This is a genomic window from Psychrobacter sp. NG25 (assembly GCF_015234355.1).
Lineage (GTDB): Bacteria > Pseudomonadota > Gammaproteobacteria > Pseudomonadales > Moraxellaceae > Psychrobacter.
Genome location: NZ_JADGMV010000001.1, coordinates 185,794 through 201,533, shown reverse-complemented (window position 1 = coordinate 201,533; position 15,740 = coordinate 185,794). Strand labels below are relative to the sequence as shown.

At 41.2% G+C, this 15,740-nt stretch carries 14 protein-coding genes; 8 read left to right on the top strand and 6 right to left on the bottom strand.

What is annotated here, in order from left to right:
• Positions 1-14 precede the first annotated feature (14 nt).
• Positions 15-785 (bottom strand): ribosome biogenesis GTP-binding protein YihA/YsxC, encoded by a 771-nt coding sequence (yihA, locus tag IPZ60_RS00820; RefSeq protein WP_194195998.1) that lies wholly within the window; start codon positions 783-785, stop codon positions 15-17.
• Between the two features lie 396 nt (positions 786-1,181).
• On the opposite strand from yihA, the gene IPZ60_RS00815 reads away from it, so the two are divergent.
• The 4 genes from IPZ60_RS00815 to IPZ60_RS00800 all read left to right on the top strand — a co-directional run bounded on the left by IPZ60_RS00815 (position 1,182) and on the right by IPZ60_RS00800 (position 4,351).
• On the top strand, positions 1,182-1,517 hold the full coding sequence (locus IPZ60_RS00815; RefSeq protein WP_194195997.1) for a cytochrome c5 family protein: 336 nt from the start codon (positions 1,182-1,184) through the stop codon (positions 1,515-1,517).
• A gap of 321 nt (positions 1,518-1,838) precedes the next feature.
• The gene (locus tag IPZ60_RS00810; RefSeq protein WP_194195996.1) at positions 1,839-2,507 is read left to right on the top strand and encodes a cytochrome c; all 669 of its coding nucleotides are present in this window, start codon (positions 1,839-1,841) and stop codon (positions 2,505-2,507) included.
• Between the two features lie 330 nt (positions 2,508-2,837).
• On the top strand, positions 2,838-3,980 hold the full coding sequence (locus tag IPZ60_RS00805) for a hypothetical protein (RefSeq protein ID WP_194195995.1): 1,143 nt from the start codon (positions 2,838-2,840) through the stop codon (positions 3,978-3,980).
• The gene (locus tag IPZ60_RS00800; RefSeq protein WP_320108701.1) at positions 3,968-4,351 is read left to right on the top strand and encodes an RnfH family protein; all 384 of its coding nucleotides are present in this window, start codon (positions 3,968-3,970) and stop codon (positions 4,349-4,351) included. The genes IPZ60_RS00805 and IPZ60_RS00800 overlap by 13 nt, the downstream gene beginning before the upstream one ends.
• A gap of 19 nt (positions 4,352-4,370) precedes the next feature.
• Here IPZ60_RS00800 and IPZ60_RS00795 read toward each other — a convergent pair whose 3' ends face one another.
• Positions 4,371-4,790, bottom strand: a complete 420-nt coding sequence (locus tag IPZ60_RS00795) for an outer membrane protein assembly factor BamE (RefSeq protein ID WP_194195994.1) — start codon at positions 4,788-4,790, stop codon at positions 4,371-4,373.
• Between the two features lie 326 nt (positions 4,791-5,116).
• Here IPZ60_RS00795 and fur point away from each other — a divergent pair, with 326 nt between their 5' ends.
• A complete protein-coding gene (fur, locus tag IPZ60_RS00790; protein WP_110921825.1) occupies positions 5,117-5,551 on the top strand; it encodes a ferric iron uptake transcriptional regulator in 435 nt (144 codons plus the stop codon).
• A 171-nt stretch (positions 5,552-5,722) separates the two neighbouring features.
• Here the strand turns inward: fur and IPZ60_RS00785 are convergent, their stop codons facing one another.
• Both IPZ60_RS00785 and IPZ60_RS00780 read right to left on the bottom strand, forming a co-directional pair.
• Complete coding sequence (locus IPZ60_RS00785; protein ID WP_194195993.1) at positions 5,723-6,844, bottom strand: PilT/PilU family type 4a pilus ATPase; 1,122 nt, start codon at positions 6,842-6,844, stop codon at positions 5,723-5,725.
• 87 nt (positions 6,845-6,931) lie between these two features.
• Positions 6,932-7,987, bottom strand: a complete 1,056-nt coding sequence (locus tag IPZ60_RS00780; RefSeq protein ID WP_110921823.1) for a type IV pilus twitching motility protein PilT — start codon at positions 7,985-7,987, stop codon at positions 6,932-6,934.
• A 477-nt stretch (positions 7,988-8,464) separates the two neighbouring features.
• Between IPZ60_RS00780 and IPZ60_RS00775 the strand changes: the two genes are divergently transcribed.
• On the top strand, positions 8,465-9,181 hold the full coding sequence (locus IPZ60_RS00775) for a YggS family pyridoxal phosphate-dependent enzyme (RefSeq protein WP_194195992.1): 717 nt from the start codon (positions 8,465-8,467) through the stop codon (positions 9,179-9,181).
• Between the two features lie 123 nt (positions 9,182-9,304).
• Here IPZ60_RS00775 and IPZ60_RS00770 read toward each other — a convergent pair whose 3' ends face one another.
• Together IPZ60_RS00770 and IPZ60_RS00765 are read right to left on the bottom strand one after the other, a co-directional pair.
• Entirely contained in the window at positions 9,305-10,579 is a 1,275-nt protein-coding gene (locus tag IPZ60_RS00770) for a hemolysin family protein (protein ID WP_194195991.1), read from the bottom strand.
• Positions 10,580-10,835: 256 nt separating this feature from the next.
• A complete protein-coding gene (locus IPZ60_RS00765) occupies positions 10,836-12,527 on the bottom strand; it encodes an NAD+ synthase (protein WP_194195990.1) in 1,692 nt (563 codons plus the stop codon).
• 853 nt (positions 12,528-13,380) lie between these two features.
• Between IPZ60_RS00765 and IPZ60_RS00760 the strand changes: the two genes are divergently transcribed.
• Together IPZ60_RS00760 and IPZ60_RS00755 are read left to right on the top strand one after the other, a co-directional pair.
• The gene (locus IPZ60_RS00760) at positions 13,381-14,508 is read left to right on the top strand and encodes an AI-2E family transporter (RefSeq protein ID WP_194195989.1); all 1,128 of its coding nucleotides are present in this window, start codon (positions 13,381-13,383) and stop codon (positions 14,506-14,508) included.
• Between the two features lie 53 nt (positions 14,509-14,561).
• Entirely contained in the window at positions 14,562-15,686 is a 1,125-nt protein-coding gene (locus tag IPZ60_RS00755; RefSeq protein WP_227669186.1) for a 4-phosphoerythronate dehydrogenase, read from the top strand.
• The last annotated feature ends 54 nt before the right edge of the window (positions 15,687-15,740 follow it).

Sequence of the window (15,740 nt, the reverse complement as noted above, 5' to 3'; positions counted from 1 at the left end):
GAAAACTATGATAACTATTTGCTCTCGTTTTCAGCACCTTCTTTTTCAGCATTGTCTTTTTCAATAGCGTCTTCTAGCTCTTCGCCTTCTAATAATGCAAAAGAGGACTCAATAATTTTGTCTGCATCAAGCTGGTACTCATACCAGTTGCCCATTATTCCCGCCAACTCATCAAGGCCTTCTTTTCTCAAAGCTGAAAATAGCTGAATGGTGCAATTCAGTCCCAGCTCCTTTAGCCTTTTACGCGTATTCAGTAGAGCATTCTTGGACGCGCCATATTTCAGTTTATCTGCTTTGGTCAACAAGATATGAACCGGCAGCTCGCCATCATTTGCCCAACGTAGCATTTGCTCGTCAAAGAATTTTAATGGATGACGAATATCAGTCATCAGTACCAAACCGGCAAGGCTTGAGCGTGATACCAAGTACTCTTCTAGCTCAACCTGCCACTCTTTTTTCATCTCAAGCGGCACCGCTGCATAGCCATAACCAGGTAAATCAACTAGGCGTCTATCGGCATCACCGATACTAAAAAAGTTAATCATCTGCGTACGTCCAGGTGTCTTAGACGAACGTGCCAATTGGCGCTGATTGGTCAAGGCATTGATAGCCGATGATTTGCCCGCGTTTGAACGTCCGGCAAAAGCAACTTCTAACCCCATGTCAGGTGGGCAAAGACGAAAAGTAGGTGCTGACATCATAAATTCAGTTTGTTGAATCTTCTGACGGGATTTGGTGTTGAACACCGCATGTTCGGCGGCGACATCTGTAAACGGGGTATTCATAAATGGCTCATTAATCTTAAAAAATTGGATACGGTTATAAAATTTGATTTAGCGGGTTGTGAAAGCGGTGCATTCGACAAAAGACTGAGCAACGCTGTGCGTTGCAATTTTCAGTGTCTATAGGTTGTAAAAGCAGTCGTTTCAAATTACTGACCATTCTATACTATTAGTGGTCTTACTTATTGAAATAACTGCGATTAGCATCATATAAATAGCAACATAACATTAAAGTCATGGTTACAAGTTATCGCTATACCAAATGCATTACCAAAGTGAAACTCGATTTATCTATATTTAGATGACATATATTGTTACAATATTCAATAAGATACAATAAATGGAAGACGTTTAATAGGAAGAGTGATTAAACGAATAAGATAGCAAAAGGGGTGTTATATGATTTCAATCACCACGCTTTTTAGCCAAGCTCGCCGTGTTTTAGTAGCTAGTGTTTCGACATTAGTACTAAGCACCGTCGTTATGACTAACGCAAACTCTGCTGATACCGCCACGACCTATAATAACTCATGTGCAGCCTGTCACGATAGTGGGGCGCTAAATGCGATTAAAAAAGGTGATAGTGCGAAATGGCAGCAACTTATAAAGCAAAAAAGTATGCCAACGCTGATCAATTCAGTCAAAAGCGGTATGATTCAAATGCCTGCTGGTGGTCTTTGTGATGCCTGTAGCGATGATGACTATCGTAAGCTTATTGAGTATATGAGCAAGTAATAGATGCGGGAATAAGACAAAGTCATACCAAACAAAGCGCTGGGTTTTACGACCTTTATGCGCTTTTTATTTTTTGTGAGTATCTTAGCGTGCTTTGTTAGAAAAACTGACTGATGTGACGATTAAGTAGGCAAATGCTACAAAGTCTTGCTATAATAATCGAAAATAAACCCTGATGTTAGTAAGTACTTTCAGATTGTTTGTGGCCAAGACCTTAAATCATATACTTGCCTCGCTAATTATAAGGCAGTTTGTATCAGGTATCTTATTAGTACACTCATTCTCAATAATACTTACACCGAGTTAGTAGGATTTGTATCAATGAAAAAGTTAATCGCTGCTGCCAGCTTATGCGTTGCAAGTTTCAGCGTACAAGCTGCTATTATTGTTCCTGAACACGACGTCAATGCTGGTAAGCAAATCGCAGAAACCGTATGTGCTGCCTGTCATGGTGCTACTGGTGTTAGTGTTGTCCCTGCGCAGCCTAACTTAGGTGGCCAAAACGTCAAATATCTTTATAAACAGCTGGTCAATTTTAAAGCGGGTTACCGCAAGAATGGCATCATGCAATCGCAAGTTGCAAACTTATCGCAGCAAGACTTGGCCAATGTGGCCGGTTACTATGCTAGCCAAGCACCTTGGGGTGTTGGCTTTGGTAATCCTGCAACCAATCAAGCAGCCTCTAAGTTATTCTTAGGTGGTGACAAATCACGCGGCGTTATCGGCTGTGCGGGTTGTCATGGACCAGATGCTGCTGGTAATACTTGGGCAGCATTTCCAAAGCTAGGCGGTCAGCACGCAGAATACATATCTACTCAGCTAAAACTCTTCCGTGCCGCTGGTCGTGTCGATGATATCGACAGTGATGACCAAAAGCGAGTCAACGATGCAGCGAAAGAAGGCGAGATGGGTATGATGCAGACAGTTGCGTCGAAACTATCAGATCATGATATTCGTATCTTGTCAGACTACGTCAGTGCTGTTCACTAATTTATTAATACTTTTTACGAGTACGTAGTAGATGCTTCGTAAGTGCCGCTACTGATCTCTAGACCGTATAGCCGTCATTGTTTTATTATTAAACCCCGATTTCGGGGTTTTTTTATAACTATTCATCCCTTATATTATAGGGGCAGTATATATACAGGTGCTCTTCCTTGTACCGTATAATTATAAATTATCGTTATTCACTTTACATCAAACTCAAAAAGTATGATTAGCCGTGTCAAAGTCATTTAGCCTGTACTGTATAGCGCTTGCACTCATTTTTCTTGCTACTCTAATTTTTGTGAATGATATTAGCTCGTTTGGATTTAGATTATGATGATCCGTTATGCCTCTTACTTTATCGCAGCCCTGCTACCGTTACTCTTGTTTCGTTGGTTTGCACCTGCATCTATTGGCGAGATTGATTTCTGGCTACTTTGGTTACTAGCAATGGTACTGGTATCATTGCCAGTCATTTATGCTGAAATAGCGTTGGCCTATCGTAGTGTTGAGGCACCATTAGCAGGGATGCAAAAGCTGACTCGTGAAGCAGATGCCAGTCCAATCTGGCGTAGTTTTGGCTGGTTGGCAGCATTGGTGTCTATCATCATCGCAGCATTGATCGTATCTGGTGCAAGCTCTGGCATATTAGGTGCATTGACTGACCTGAATAGTGCACCTGATGTGCCAAGCTTTGCAGTTGCTGCGGGCTTGATGGTCATCGCTCTATTGTTGAGTTTAGTTGGCGTTGCTCCTTTAGCGATTGGACTGGGGTTGATGGTTGTCGGTTTGGTACTAGGTGTGGCCAATGGTCTACCTAATATCGACTTTGCGATGACTGATATTAGCTTAAATGAATGGGCACGTGCAGTAGCCTTAGCACTGGTGAGTGTGGGTGCAGGGACAGGCTTGTACTGGTTCGGTCAAAATCTAATAACCAAACAGACGGCAACCGCAGTAGACACAGACAATTATAATGCGCAAACGCCTGCTCGCAGTCGAGTGACAGCTGAGTATCGTGCAACCAAATTGGTACTACCGATTTGGATATTGCAGTTAATCGTTGGTGTGGTTGCACTATTAATTAGCGGCGTGTCATTACCACCAATTGGACAGCTGTTATATTGGGCAGGGGTGCTGTTCGTCGCGAGTTATCTGCTACATTATAGTACGCAACAGTTGGCACATAAGTTTGGGCTACTGGTCAGTTTGGGATTGACGTTGGTGCTAGCACTCGTGTTAGTAGTATCTATTCCAACCACGTGGTTGGTCGGTATTTTAGTCATTATTAGTAGCGTGGCAGTATTGCTGTTATCGATCTTTGCAGGGTGGCAGATGAAAATCAGCCATTTGCGTAAGTCATTGAACTTTGGTAATGAAGCACTGTATAACTTATGGCGGATAGCGATACGTTTGGTTGTGCCACTCGCACTGCTATTAGCATTGATAGGTTGGGTGATGCAGTGGATAAGCTAACAGCTGATCAAGATAACGGTATTGATAATAGCGACGTGCTGCCGTCAGAACAGACCAAGTTAATGACTGTATATTTGGTATATGCTGAAGATGAAAAGCGTCAGCATTACTTAGCGTTACAAGTCAACTGTGATACCAGTTTGTATGCTGCGCTACAGCAAGCAGGCTGGTTGGTACAGTTTCCAGATTTAGCAAGGTGGTGTGATGAGGTTGCTGATATTGTTACGCCGGCTGCTAAACGTTGGCATGTAGGTATCTATGCACAAAAGCAACCGCTTAGCTATCGCTTACAGCCTTTTGACCGTATTGAAGTCTATCGAAGCTTAAGCGCTGATCCTATGTCTCAGCGCAAAAGTAAATCTCGTGGTTAAGCATTTAAGCCTGTCACTATTACGAAGCTGGAAGGCTTTCTATACCTTCGATACGACTGACCAAACCATTATCATCAAAATAAATAACTAAGTGTTGGCTAGCATTTTTGACATCAGCAATACCTTTGCGGCTGCCTTCTGTCCCTGCTTTATAGTCATAAATATAATCCCAACGCTTAGGTTCTAGAGTGTCTCTAATGGCTGGGCTACCAAGAATATAAAGTACTTGGTTTTGATTCATGCCTACTTGTAGATTTTGCGCTTGCGCCTGAGTAATAGCAGTGCCTTGTGGCAAATCAATCTTATAAACACTCAATAGTGAGCAGCCAGACATAGCGACAGTAGCGCTAAGCATACTGGTGATGACAATCTTGCGTAATGTGCTTGTACGGCTCAACGGACGAAAAGTTAATGTCTTTATCATGGTAAGATGACTCACAAGAAATGAATTAGGCGCGGCCAAAGCTGGTTGGTGTTAGTCTGACCGACAATCTTGGACAAATGATACGTCATTTACTTGCAATTTCCTACCACTTACGACATTATTTACCAAACACTACCTGAGTAGTGTTATCATTTATATTTTAAATTCATATACTTGCATAAACATTTATTGAAAAATAATAGACTAATAATTCACTCAGAATAAGTAAGTTTACTGTTCTTAAAATGCTTCATATATTATAAAAAATAATCGATAATGATTATTTATCTCATATTTTTGGTTCTTTATTTGCTAAGACTGTCACAGTCAGAAGGGATATTATGGCTTCTTTTACCAATCAAGATTTACGTAAAGCCGGATTAAAGGTGACGTTACCTCGTATCAAGATTTTAGAGCTGCTGGAAAGTGCAGCACTGCATCATATGAGTGCAGAAGAGGTTTATAAAGCGTTGATTGAGCAAGGCGAAGATGTTGGCCTAGCGACTGTTTATCGAGTGCTCACGCAATTCGAGCAAGCAGGCATCGTTGAACGTCACAACTTTGAAAACAATTTGTCAGTGTTCGAAATTACCCAAGAAGGCCATCACGATCATTTGGTTTGTGATGTTTGTGGAAAGATTGTAGAGTTCCACAATGAGGTAATCGAGGAAGAGCAGCTAAAGGTTGCAGAAAAACATGGCTTCAAGCTGTCAGGTCATTCATTGGTGCTATATGGTATCTGCGATGAACAGGAATGTCAGGATAGTATCAAATAACCATCTTTGATTTTTCATCACTCCCAAAAACCAATCGTTTCTCAGAGCTTATAAAGATCTTTGAAATAGCAAAAAGCCCTCATTATTAGTAATGAGGGCTTTTTTGTGGTAAATAGTGCATATGATCTAGCAAAGACAACGTTGCCACCTCAAGTAACTAACTAATAGCATTTAGGTGATATTCAAAGACAAACTGTCCGCACCTTCATCTAGATTACCTGTACCATTTTTGCTATTCAGCTTAATTTGAAGGCGTAAGTCGTTAGGCGAGTCAGCATGGAGAATGGCTTCTTTATACGTGATTTCTCCTTGCTCATATAAGTCAAAAAGTGCCTGATCAAAAGTCTGCATGCCGCTATCACGTGAGCGTTTCATGACATCTTTAATCTCATGAACTTCGCCTTTACGGATATAGTCACTGATGAGCTGTGAGTTCAATAGAATCTCAATAGCAGCGCGGCGTCCCTTACCATCAGGTGTTGGTATGAGTTGCTGCGCGATGATTGCTTGCAAGTTAAGTGACAAATCCATGAATAGTTGGTTGTGGCGATTTGCTTCAAAGAAGTGAATAATACGGTCAATAGCCTGGTTGGCATTGTTAGCGTGCAAGGTTGCAAAAACCAAATGACCCGTTTCTGCATATTGGATGGCGTAGCTCATGACTTCACGGTTACGAATTTCACCAATCAAGATAACATCAGGCGCTTGGCGCAAGGTATTTTTTAGACCTGCTTCAAACGAGTGAGTATCTATACCGACTTCGCGCTGAGTAATGATACATCCACGATGTTGATGGACAAACTCAATAGGGTCTTCGATGGTGATAATATGGCCGTGAGAGTGTTGATTACGATGTCCTATCATGGAGGCAAGCGTGGTGGATTTACCAGTACCCGTTGCGCCCACAAGTAAGATGATACCGCGTTTTTTCATTGCCAGCTCTTTTAGCGCTGGTGGTAAACGTAGCTCTTCGACGGTTGGAATTTTATTTTCGATTTTTCGTAAAATCATTCCTGCCATATCACGCTGTATAAAGGCACTGACACGAAAACGGGCTTGTTGTGCTTCATCGGCAATAGCAAACTGACACTCGTTGGTTTCTTCAAACTCTTTTATCTGACTGGGTGTCATGACACCTTTTACCAATCGCATGGTTTGCTCTGAGTTTAAGGGCGTTTTACCGACAGGCAGAATTTTCCCATTTACTTTCATGGAAGGTGCTACATCAGCGGTAATAAAAAGGTCAGAGCCATTTTTATTGATCATTAACTGTAATAGTTTATCAATGTCCATATCGTACCTGCATTCGATGTAACTCGATTAAGAAAATGTCTGAAATCATGATTGAAAGATCGCTAATGGTAAATAATGAAAATAATGCTACAAAAATGCATCAGGCTGTTTAGCATAAGGACGGGCAACGTCTTTACTGATTGTACCTTTTGACACTAGATTTTTAAGTGTCTGATCTAGCGTAATCATTCCATCACCTGCACCTGTTTGGATAGCAGAATACATTTGAGCGATTTTATTTTCACGTATTAAGTTACGAATGGCAGGAGTACCTAGCATGATTTCATGTGCTGCAACACGTCCACCTGCCTGACGGCGTAGCAGAGTTTGCGATATCACGGCTTGGAGTGATTCTGATAACATGGCACGAATCATGTCCTTTTCTGCTGCAGGAAATACATCGATAACGCGGTCAATCGTTTTTGCCGCCGAGCTGGTGTGCAGAGTACCAAATACTAAGTGACCGGTTTCTGCCGCAGTCAATGCCAAGCGAATGGTCTCAAGGTCACGTAGCTCACCAACCAGAATAATATCCGGATCTTCACGTAATGCAGAGCGTAGAGCAGGCTCGAAGCCTAAAGTATCACGGTGAACCTCACGTTGGTTGATCAGACTCTTTTTAGATTCGTGGACAAATTCGATAGGGTCTTCGATGGTTAAGATATGCTCTTTACGGCTTTCATTGATATAATCAATCATGGCCGCTAGTGTTGTTGATTTACCAGAACCTGTTGGACCAGTGACCAGTACCACACCACGCTTTAAGTCTGATATGCGCTTGAATACTTCGCCCATACCTAGATCTTCCATGGTTAGAACCTTGGAAGGAATGGTACGAAAGACAGCGCCAGCACCGCGATTTTGATTAAAGGCATTTACCCGAAAGCGTGCTAGATTAGGAATCTCAAAAGAGAAATCCGTCTCAAAGAATTCCTCAAAGTCTGCACGTTGCTTATCATTCATAATGTCATAAATGAGCTGATGTACGACTTGGTGAGTCATGTCTGGCATATTGATACGTGTCATTTCACCATCGACACGAATCATGGCAGGCATACCGGCTGAAATATGTAAATCCGATGCTTTATGCTTGACGGTAAAGCGCAGCAAATCTTCGATGCTTAAGTTGTTTTTTTCAGCCATAATCAGGTATTCCTATCAATCAATAAGGGTAGAACAAACGAGCATAAAGGGGTGTGGTTGATAATCGACAAAAGACCTATCTTAGGTTCACTATACGAATAAAACATAATTTAGTGCTTTTACCATTACTATTATATTCAGTAGCATATGTTAAACCATGTAACAATATAATAACAAGACTGATGACATTTAACCATCTACTACGCTAAGAAACTGTAAATTATCCATTTACCCCCGTAGTTTATAGATTTGAATTCATTTATAGTTGAATTCAAATAATTTCGATACAAGGAAACCGAGTGCAAGTTATACATTAGTATAGTTAGCGAGGATAAAAATACAGCGGGTTTATATGGATTTGGACTAGATATGAAATTATGACTGTAAAAAATGCCACCATGACCAATAATAGATATTGGTACAAGAATTAAAAATCATGGATTTAAAAACGGATCAAATTACCCTTGCGAGTGGTACATGAATAAAACTGAGAATAATATGGATAATTCAAACCTTATTGAGAACTGGCAACAAGTCAGTCAGCAGCTACAACAAGCATGTGATAATGCTAGAAGACAATCTGATAGCGTTATATTGTTAGCTGTTTCCAAAACCAAGTCAGCCGATATGGTTTCTGCTTTGGCCCAAAAAGGACAACGTCATTTTGGTGAAAACTATCTACAAGAAGCCCTAGAAAAAATTAATGTGTTGAAATCAAAACCTGAAGGTAAGGGAATTGTTTGGCATTATATTGGTAGTATCCAGCGTAACAAGACTCGCGATATTGCTGAATGTTTTGATTGGGTGCAAACGGTTGAGCGCGACATTATTGCCAAGCGTTTAAATGATCAACGTCCAACTGAACTGCCACCACTTAATATACTGATTCAATTAAATATCGATCATGAAGAGAGTAAATCAGGCTGCTTACCAGAACAGCTACCTGAATTGGTAAACACTATTAAGGCATATGAGCGTCTACAGTTACGTGGTTTGATGATCATTCCTGCGAAGTCAGATACCGATGCATTTGCTCGTACCAAGCAGTTATTTGAAGAGATTAAAGAAAAGCATCCAGAGCTAAATGGCTGGGATACACTGAGTATGGGTATGAGTGGCGATATGACGGAAGCCATAGCCAATGGTTCGACGATGGTGCGCGTTGGCACTGCCATATTTGGTGCACGAGCTTAATCTTAATTTACCCACGCTAGATAGTAGGTAGGGTATGTCATCAATCATATGACGAAAATAAAAATGCTTTGACTGATGACACTATCCTAAATTCATTAGGTGCTATTTATCAGGTGCTATTTATTAAACAATCTCATCGATTTTGGTCACGAGCATTTGAGTGATTTTGAGATTGTCGGTCGCGATAATCTCAAACCTATAATTGGCATACTCGACAGTGTCCGTTTTCTTTGGAATTTTGCGTAGCATATACATCATAAAACCACTGAGTGTCTCATAGTTTTGACTGCGGGGCAGATTAACAATATCTAGCGCACGAACCACGTCCTCAATAGGCGTCATTCCATCGATTAACCACGAGTTATCCGTCCGCTGCACAATAGGCTGCTCTTCTAGCGTTACGAGCTCACCCATGACGATGCTCATCACATCCTTGAGCGTGATGACACCTACGACTAATCCATACTCATTAACGATTACGGCAAAGTCAGCACCAGTAGATTTGAACATCTCTAACACTTCAAATAAAGATAGAGTATCGGGCACAAAGAGGGCAGGCATCAGTAGCTCTTTGCTCGTTAAGCTAACTTCTTGTCGGTTAAGCACTAACGCGAGGAAACTGCGTGATTCTACATATCCCACAATATGTTCTAAATCATCGTCATGACAAACCAAGAATTTATTGTGGGGTTGATCAATCATCACCTCGACCACTTTTTCAGTACTTGTCTTGGTATCAAAATAAACGATATTTTCGCGCGGGTTCATCACTGAAGTCACCGTACGTTCTTGCATATCAAAGATGTTCTCTATCAAATGATGTTCTTGTTTCTTAAGTACACCAGCTTCAGCACCTGCATCCATGACCGCGTAAATATCTTCTGGTGTCATGTCATCCTGACGTGTGGTTGAGACACCTAGCACTTCAAAGAGGAGGTTGGCTGCGCCATCGAATATCCAAATAACGGGTTTGAAGATGAAAATCAATAACATCATGGGTCGTACGAGTCGCACCGCAATAGTTTCAGTGTTTGACATCGCAAAACGTCTGGGCATCAAATCAGCCAATAGAGAAAACAAACTGGTGATTAAGACAAAGGCTATGACTGAAGCAACTGCCTCATTATTGAATAACATTAATAAGTAAGGACTGATGGCTGATTCACCCACCGCCCCAGCCAAAATAGCAACAGCGTTCAAAACCACCTGTACGACAGTGATAAAGCTACCAGGATTGTCCTGCATTTTAAGGACATCCAAGGCACGGACATCCCCTTCTTTTGCCATGATTTGCAGCTTAATTTTGCGACCCGCTGCGATAGCAATCTCGGCAGCAGAGACAAAGGCACTTAGAGCCAGTAATAGAATAAGAAAGACACTAGCAGTTAGCAAACTCATGACATACTCGGTAAAAAAGGATAGGGGTTAATAATAAAAGTGGTAATTGATGTTAAAAAAGAAGTGATAAATATCGAAAGGAAGTAATGGTTTATAGAAACTCAACTTATAGAACCTAAAAAAGCTGGGCAAGCACCCAGCTAATCATTAATCAATTCAGTTTTTTGTAAAAGATGAGGCTATCAGCGCCGCCTAACTCTTAGATAATAGAAGTTAGGCAAATAAAGAAGCTGAATATTGTTTAACCTTATATTGCTTAGCCTTTGATTGACCATTTATTTACTAATGGATAGCGGCGTTCACGACCAAAAGCTTTGTGGCTAATTTTAGTGCCAATCGGTGATTGCAGACGCTTGTACTCGCTATTGTCTACCATTTGAATGACCTTTGCGACCATCTCAGCATCGAAACCTTTATTAATAATATCTTGATAGCCCATGTCTTCATCGATATATGACATAAGGATACTGTCTAGAATATCGTAGTCAGGCAAGCTGTCTTGATCTTTTTGATCTGGACGCAATTCAGCAGATGGTGGACGAGTAATAACTCGCTCAGGAATGACAGGGGTATCTTCTAAGCGGTTGCGATAGCTGGCTAATTTATAGACCTGTGATTTATAAACATCTTTTAGGACGTCAAAACCGCCTGCCATATCACCGTATAACGTCGAGTAACCAACAGCCAATTCAGACTTGTTACCAGTGGTGATGACCAAGTGACCAAATTTATTAGACAGTGCCATTAGAACCACACCACGCGCACGTGCTTGGATGTTTTCTTCGGTGGTATCTGCTGGTGACTTGTTAAATAGAGGTGCTAGGGTATGACGGATACCTTCGACAGCATCAAAGATAGGACAAACGGTATAAGACACATTCAAACGACGTGCCTGTGCTTGTGCATCTTCTAAGCTGATTTGCGATGTATATTCGTAAGGCATCATCACCGCATATACCTTGTCAGCACCCAACGCGTCAACTGCGATACATAGCGTCAATGCTGAATCAATACCACCTGATAGGCCAACGATAATGCCAGAAAATCCTGAGTGGTTTACATAGTCACGTAAGCCCACGACCAATGCTTGATACATCTCTGATTCACGGCTCAATGTCAAAGGTGCTTTGGCTTGGCTATCAAACTTAGCTGTTTTGACATCTAAAGTCGCTAGCAGTAACTGATTCATAAAGCGCGGTGCTTCATGTGCGACGCTACCATCAGCTTGTACGGCCATAGAGCCACCGTCAAACACTAAGTCGTCTTGACCGCCAACGGCGTTGACATAAACGATAGGTAAATTGTTTTCACGGCTGCGTTTGGCAAGCATGGTTTTACGGTTTTCTTGTTTTTCGATCTCGAAAGGTGACGCATTTAAGCTAACAACCAGATCGGCACCTTGCTTTTTCAGCTCAGCAATTGGGCCTTTTTCCCATAGGTCTTCACAAATAAGTAGGCCGATAGTGATGCCTTTATAATCAAACAAGACTTGATTACGACCTTTATCAAAGTAACGACGCTCATCAAAAACGCCATAATTTGGCAAGATTTGCTTATGATAAAAGCCCTTCTGATGGCCATTGTGTAGGATAGCAGCAGAGTTAAACGTGCCATGATGATCGACATGTGGATAGCCGACAATCATCACGATATCGTTGATATCACTTAAGCTAGATAAGGCGCTTTTGACACGGCCTGATAAGCTTGGGCGTAGTAACAAATCTTGTGGAGGGTAGCCAAGCAAGGCTAGCTCTGGGAAGATAATGACATCTGCACCTTGCTCGCGTGCTTCTAATGCTAATGTACGCATCTTTTCGGCATTGGCAGTGATATCACCAACCAAGAAATGTGATTGGGCCAAAGCAAAAGTAACGGTGTCTTGTGGTTTCTTAGTCTTGTTGGCCTCGGTTGAGGGGTTTGTATTGGGATTATCAGTGTCTTTTGACATTTTTATTGTTCCTATCGATATATTATTTAAAATTTGATGGGTCAGTATTGATTTAAAATAAAATCAAAGTAAGTCCGAAATTAACTAAAAATAGCACTTTTTCATATCGAGTTCTAATATTGAACCTATATGATGAGCTTAAATTACGTGTAGGCTTTTATATGACGTTGGCAAAATACAGTGCTGACGAACGCTTACGCATAATATCCAAAATTATGACGCCGCTCTAAAGGTTAGATCTTATGATAGTCTATAGAAGGGCGATAAAAGAGGGTTGTGGCATATAGTTTGAAAAATACTGTGTCTGTATAACGGTCAAAATAAATAAGGCCAAACAAACTTAACTATATTGAAAAGCTTAAAATAATGACTTTAGTATAACATCAATTGTCGCGACAAATAGAACGCGCCAGTGAATTACCTTTCAAGGTATTGCTTTAAAATGTGAATGTAGAATCAGTTATTAATGTATTGTTTTTACATACTAAACCCATGTATTGGCTTCTATCTATTCGTGTCATCATCTAGTAAGCTTACGCATAGAAAGTTGTAAGCAAAGATTACAACATAGCGTTATAATAGTCATCGTATTTTGTTGCATAATAAGCGATGATAATTGCTTTGTTTTTATCTCACTTTAGTCAAAATTATAGCCAATATCTATGTTACGGTATCCTATGATCTAACGATCTCAAATTAGATTTTTACCCATATATTTATGTTGGTGATTGAAAACCCTCGCTAATGAATGCAATTTATGTACAACGTCTATAATTTGCGGTTCATCTCACATTTATAAACTCGTCAGCGAAATCATAATAGGTCTTTGCTGTCTGTACTTGGTTTATACGCTATGATTGAAAATTGGACAAAAGAGTTTATTATTCAGCGCTTACTGGCCATTACCTTATTGGTTGTGCTGTTTGTACTGTGTTTTCAGGTAATACAGTTTTTTATCGTGCCAGCACTGTGGGCAGCGATTTTAGCGTATGTGACTTTTCCTGTTTATAACTTTTTTTATGAAAAAGTAAAGCTGAGCCCTAATGTCAGCGCTACCATCATGACGATGAGTATCTCGTTAATGATAGGTGTGCCACTTGTCATTGGGGTGTTTATCCTACAGCAAGAGGCGCTCAGTTTAATTAGTAATTTGATCTATCGTATAAAGGTCGGCTATTTAGATGTGCCTGATTCTGTTAAAGATTTGCCTATCCTCGGTCAGCAAGTCAAAGATGTACTATGGAGAATCAATAAAAACCCTGAAGGGACGTTAGAGACGTTTCGCCTTTGGGTGCAGTCACATTTATATTATGGCAAAGTCGCCTTTGATGTGGTGTTTAGCGGTCTTGCCAAGTTAGGCATGGCACTGATGACGTTGTTTTTCTTTTATCGTGATGGTACCAGCTTGGTTCGCCAAATCCGTCAAGCACTGCGTAACATCATTGGCAATCGCATTGATGGTTATATTGACTCTGTGGGTACGACCACGCGTGCGGTGGTTTATGGTATTGGTTTGACAGCATTGGCGCAGGCAATACTTGCAGGTGTTGGCTATTACTTCGCCAGTGCGCCAAGTCCGATTTTATTGACTATTGTGACCTTCATTATCGCATTGATTCCATTTGGCACACCATTCGCTTGGGGCGCTGTCTCTATCTGGTTAATGAGTCAAGGTCATACGACAGAAGGTATTGGCTTGGCACTATGGGGTGTGTTAGTTATCAGCTGGGTTGATAATCTAATCCGTCCTATTGTGATTAGTGGTGCGACCAAAATTCCTTTTATTATTATTTTTATTGGTGTGCTAGGTGGTTTAACAGCTTTTGGTTTTGTTGGTCTGTTTATTGGGCCTGTGGTATTGGCTATAGGACTTGCCGTTTGGCGTGAATGGATATCGCAGCATAAAAATGAGATATTTGCGCCACAAGAGATAGAACTGTCTGATGACGACGTATTGCCACCAGTGAACGAGTCGCAATAAATAACAGCGACTCTATAAGCGAACAGTCATTATTTGACTACGTTATAAAAATGATGAAGGATAGGGTGAATACTATTAATCATATTACTATTTTGGCTGATAGCAATATCGCCAGTTTGGACAAGTTTTTTAATGCCACTACACTTGGCCAAGCATCGGAGCAAGCTGTAGATATCATCACCGTCGCGGGAAGAGATATCACTGCGTCATTACTTGCAGAACTGCAACCTGACATTTTTTTGATACGTTCTGTGACGCAGGTGAATGAGGCATTGTTAGCGAATAACGACAGTGTGCAGTTCGTTGGTTCTGCAACCATCGGTACGGATCATGTCGATCAAGATTATTTAAGGCAGCGCCATATCACTTTTGCCAATGCTGCTGGCTGTAGTAAGCATTCTGTCGCGCAGTATGTACTGACAGCAGCATTGACGTTGCGTCCGCAGTATTGGCAGCAGCCAATTACTCTGGGTATCATCGGACTGGGTAATATTGGGAGTACGCTTGCCCAGTATGCCAATGATTTAGGTTGGCAAGTATTAGGTTATGATCCATTATTACCAAAATCGAAGCTCAATAACGCCAGTTTAGAGCAAGTGCTTAGTCAAAGTGATGTAGTCAGTCTGCATGTGCCTTTAACAGATGAGAAGAATGAGGCGAATCCTAGAGGCAGCGATTATCCAACACGGCATCTCATTGATGCAGAGGCATTGGGCATGATACCTGAGGATACGATGTTGATTAATAGCGCGCGTGGGCCTGTGATTGAGGCAGATGCGCTGGCAGCAGATATTGAACGTACTGGGCGACAAGTAGTGCTCGATGTCTTCGAGCACGAGCCTCAAATATCTGAGCGACTATTATCCAAGCTTACCTTCGCCACCCCGCATATCGCTGGCTACACGGTAGAAGGTAAGCTGCGTGGTACGCAAATCATTTATGATGCGCTATGTGAGAAACTGGCCGTTATACCTACCCAAACGATGCATGCGCTATTACCGCTTAACTTATTTCTATGGTCTGAATTAAAAGCACATCCAGACAGATTGATAAAGTTCTATGATATTCAGCAAGATGATGCCTCATTGAGAAGCAAAGAAATTGATGGGCAGATAGATGGTGCTGACTTTGATGGTTTGAGACGTGATTATCATTTACGTCGTGAATGGCAGTTTTAAAAAATTCAAACACCCAATTACCAAACCGATTATTTATCAATCGCAGTAGATCAA

What these genes read in the sequence shown, in the direction of transcription:
- IPZ60_RS00760 (WP_194195989.1), top strand. Translation starts at nt 13,381, where the DNA reads ATGATTGAAAATTGGACAAAAGAGTTTATTATTCAGCGCTTACTGGCC.
- IPZ60_RS00810 (WP_194195996.1), top strand. Translation starts at nt 1,839, where the DNA reads ATGAAAAAGTTAATCGCTGCTGCCAGCTTATGCGTTGCAAGTTTCAGC.
- IPZ60_RS00815 (WP_194195997.1), top strand. Translation starts at nt 1,182, where the DNA reads ATGATTTCAATCACCACGCTTTTTAGCCAAGCTCGCCGTGTTTTAGTA.
- IPZ60_RS00775 (WP_194195992.1), top strand. Translation starts at nt 8,465, where the DNA reads ATGAATAAAACTGAGAATAATATGGATAATTCAAACCTTATTGAGAAC.
- IPZ60_RS00780 (WP_110921823.1), bottom strand. Translation starts at nt 7,987, where the DNA reads ATGGCTGAAAAAAACAACTTAAGCATCGAAGATTTGCTGCGCTTTACC.
- IPZ60_RS00765 (WP_194195990.1), bottom strand. Translation starts at nt 12,527, where the DNA reads ATGTCAAAAGACACTGATAATCCCAATACAAACCCCTCAACCGAGGCC.
- IPZ60_RS00805 (WP_194195995.1), top strand. Translation starts at nt 2,838, where the DNA reads ATGATGATCCGTTATGCCTCTTACTTTATCGCAGCCCTGCTACCGTTA.
- IPZ60_RS00755 (WP_227669186.1), top strand. Translation starts at nt 14,562, where the DNA reads ATGAAGGATAGGGTGAATACTATTAATCATATTACTATTTTGGCTGAT.
- IPZ60_RS00770 (WP_194195991.1), bottom strand. Translation starts at nt 10,579, where the DNA reads ATGAGTTTGCTAACTGCTAGTGTCTTTCTTATTCTATTACTGGCTCTA.
- fur (WP_110921825.1), top strand. Translation starts at nt 5,117, where the DNA reads ATGGCTTCTTTTACCAATCAAGATTTACGTAAAGCCGGATTAAAGGTG.
- IPZ60_RS00785 (WP_194195993.1), bottom strand. Translation starts at nt 6,844, where the DNA reads ATGGACATTGATAAACTATTACAGTTAATGATCAATAAAAATGGCTCT.
- yihA (WP_194195998.1), bottom strand. Translation starts at nt 785, where the DNA reads ATGAATACCCCGTTTACAGATGTCGCCGCCGAACATGCGGTGTTCAAC.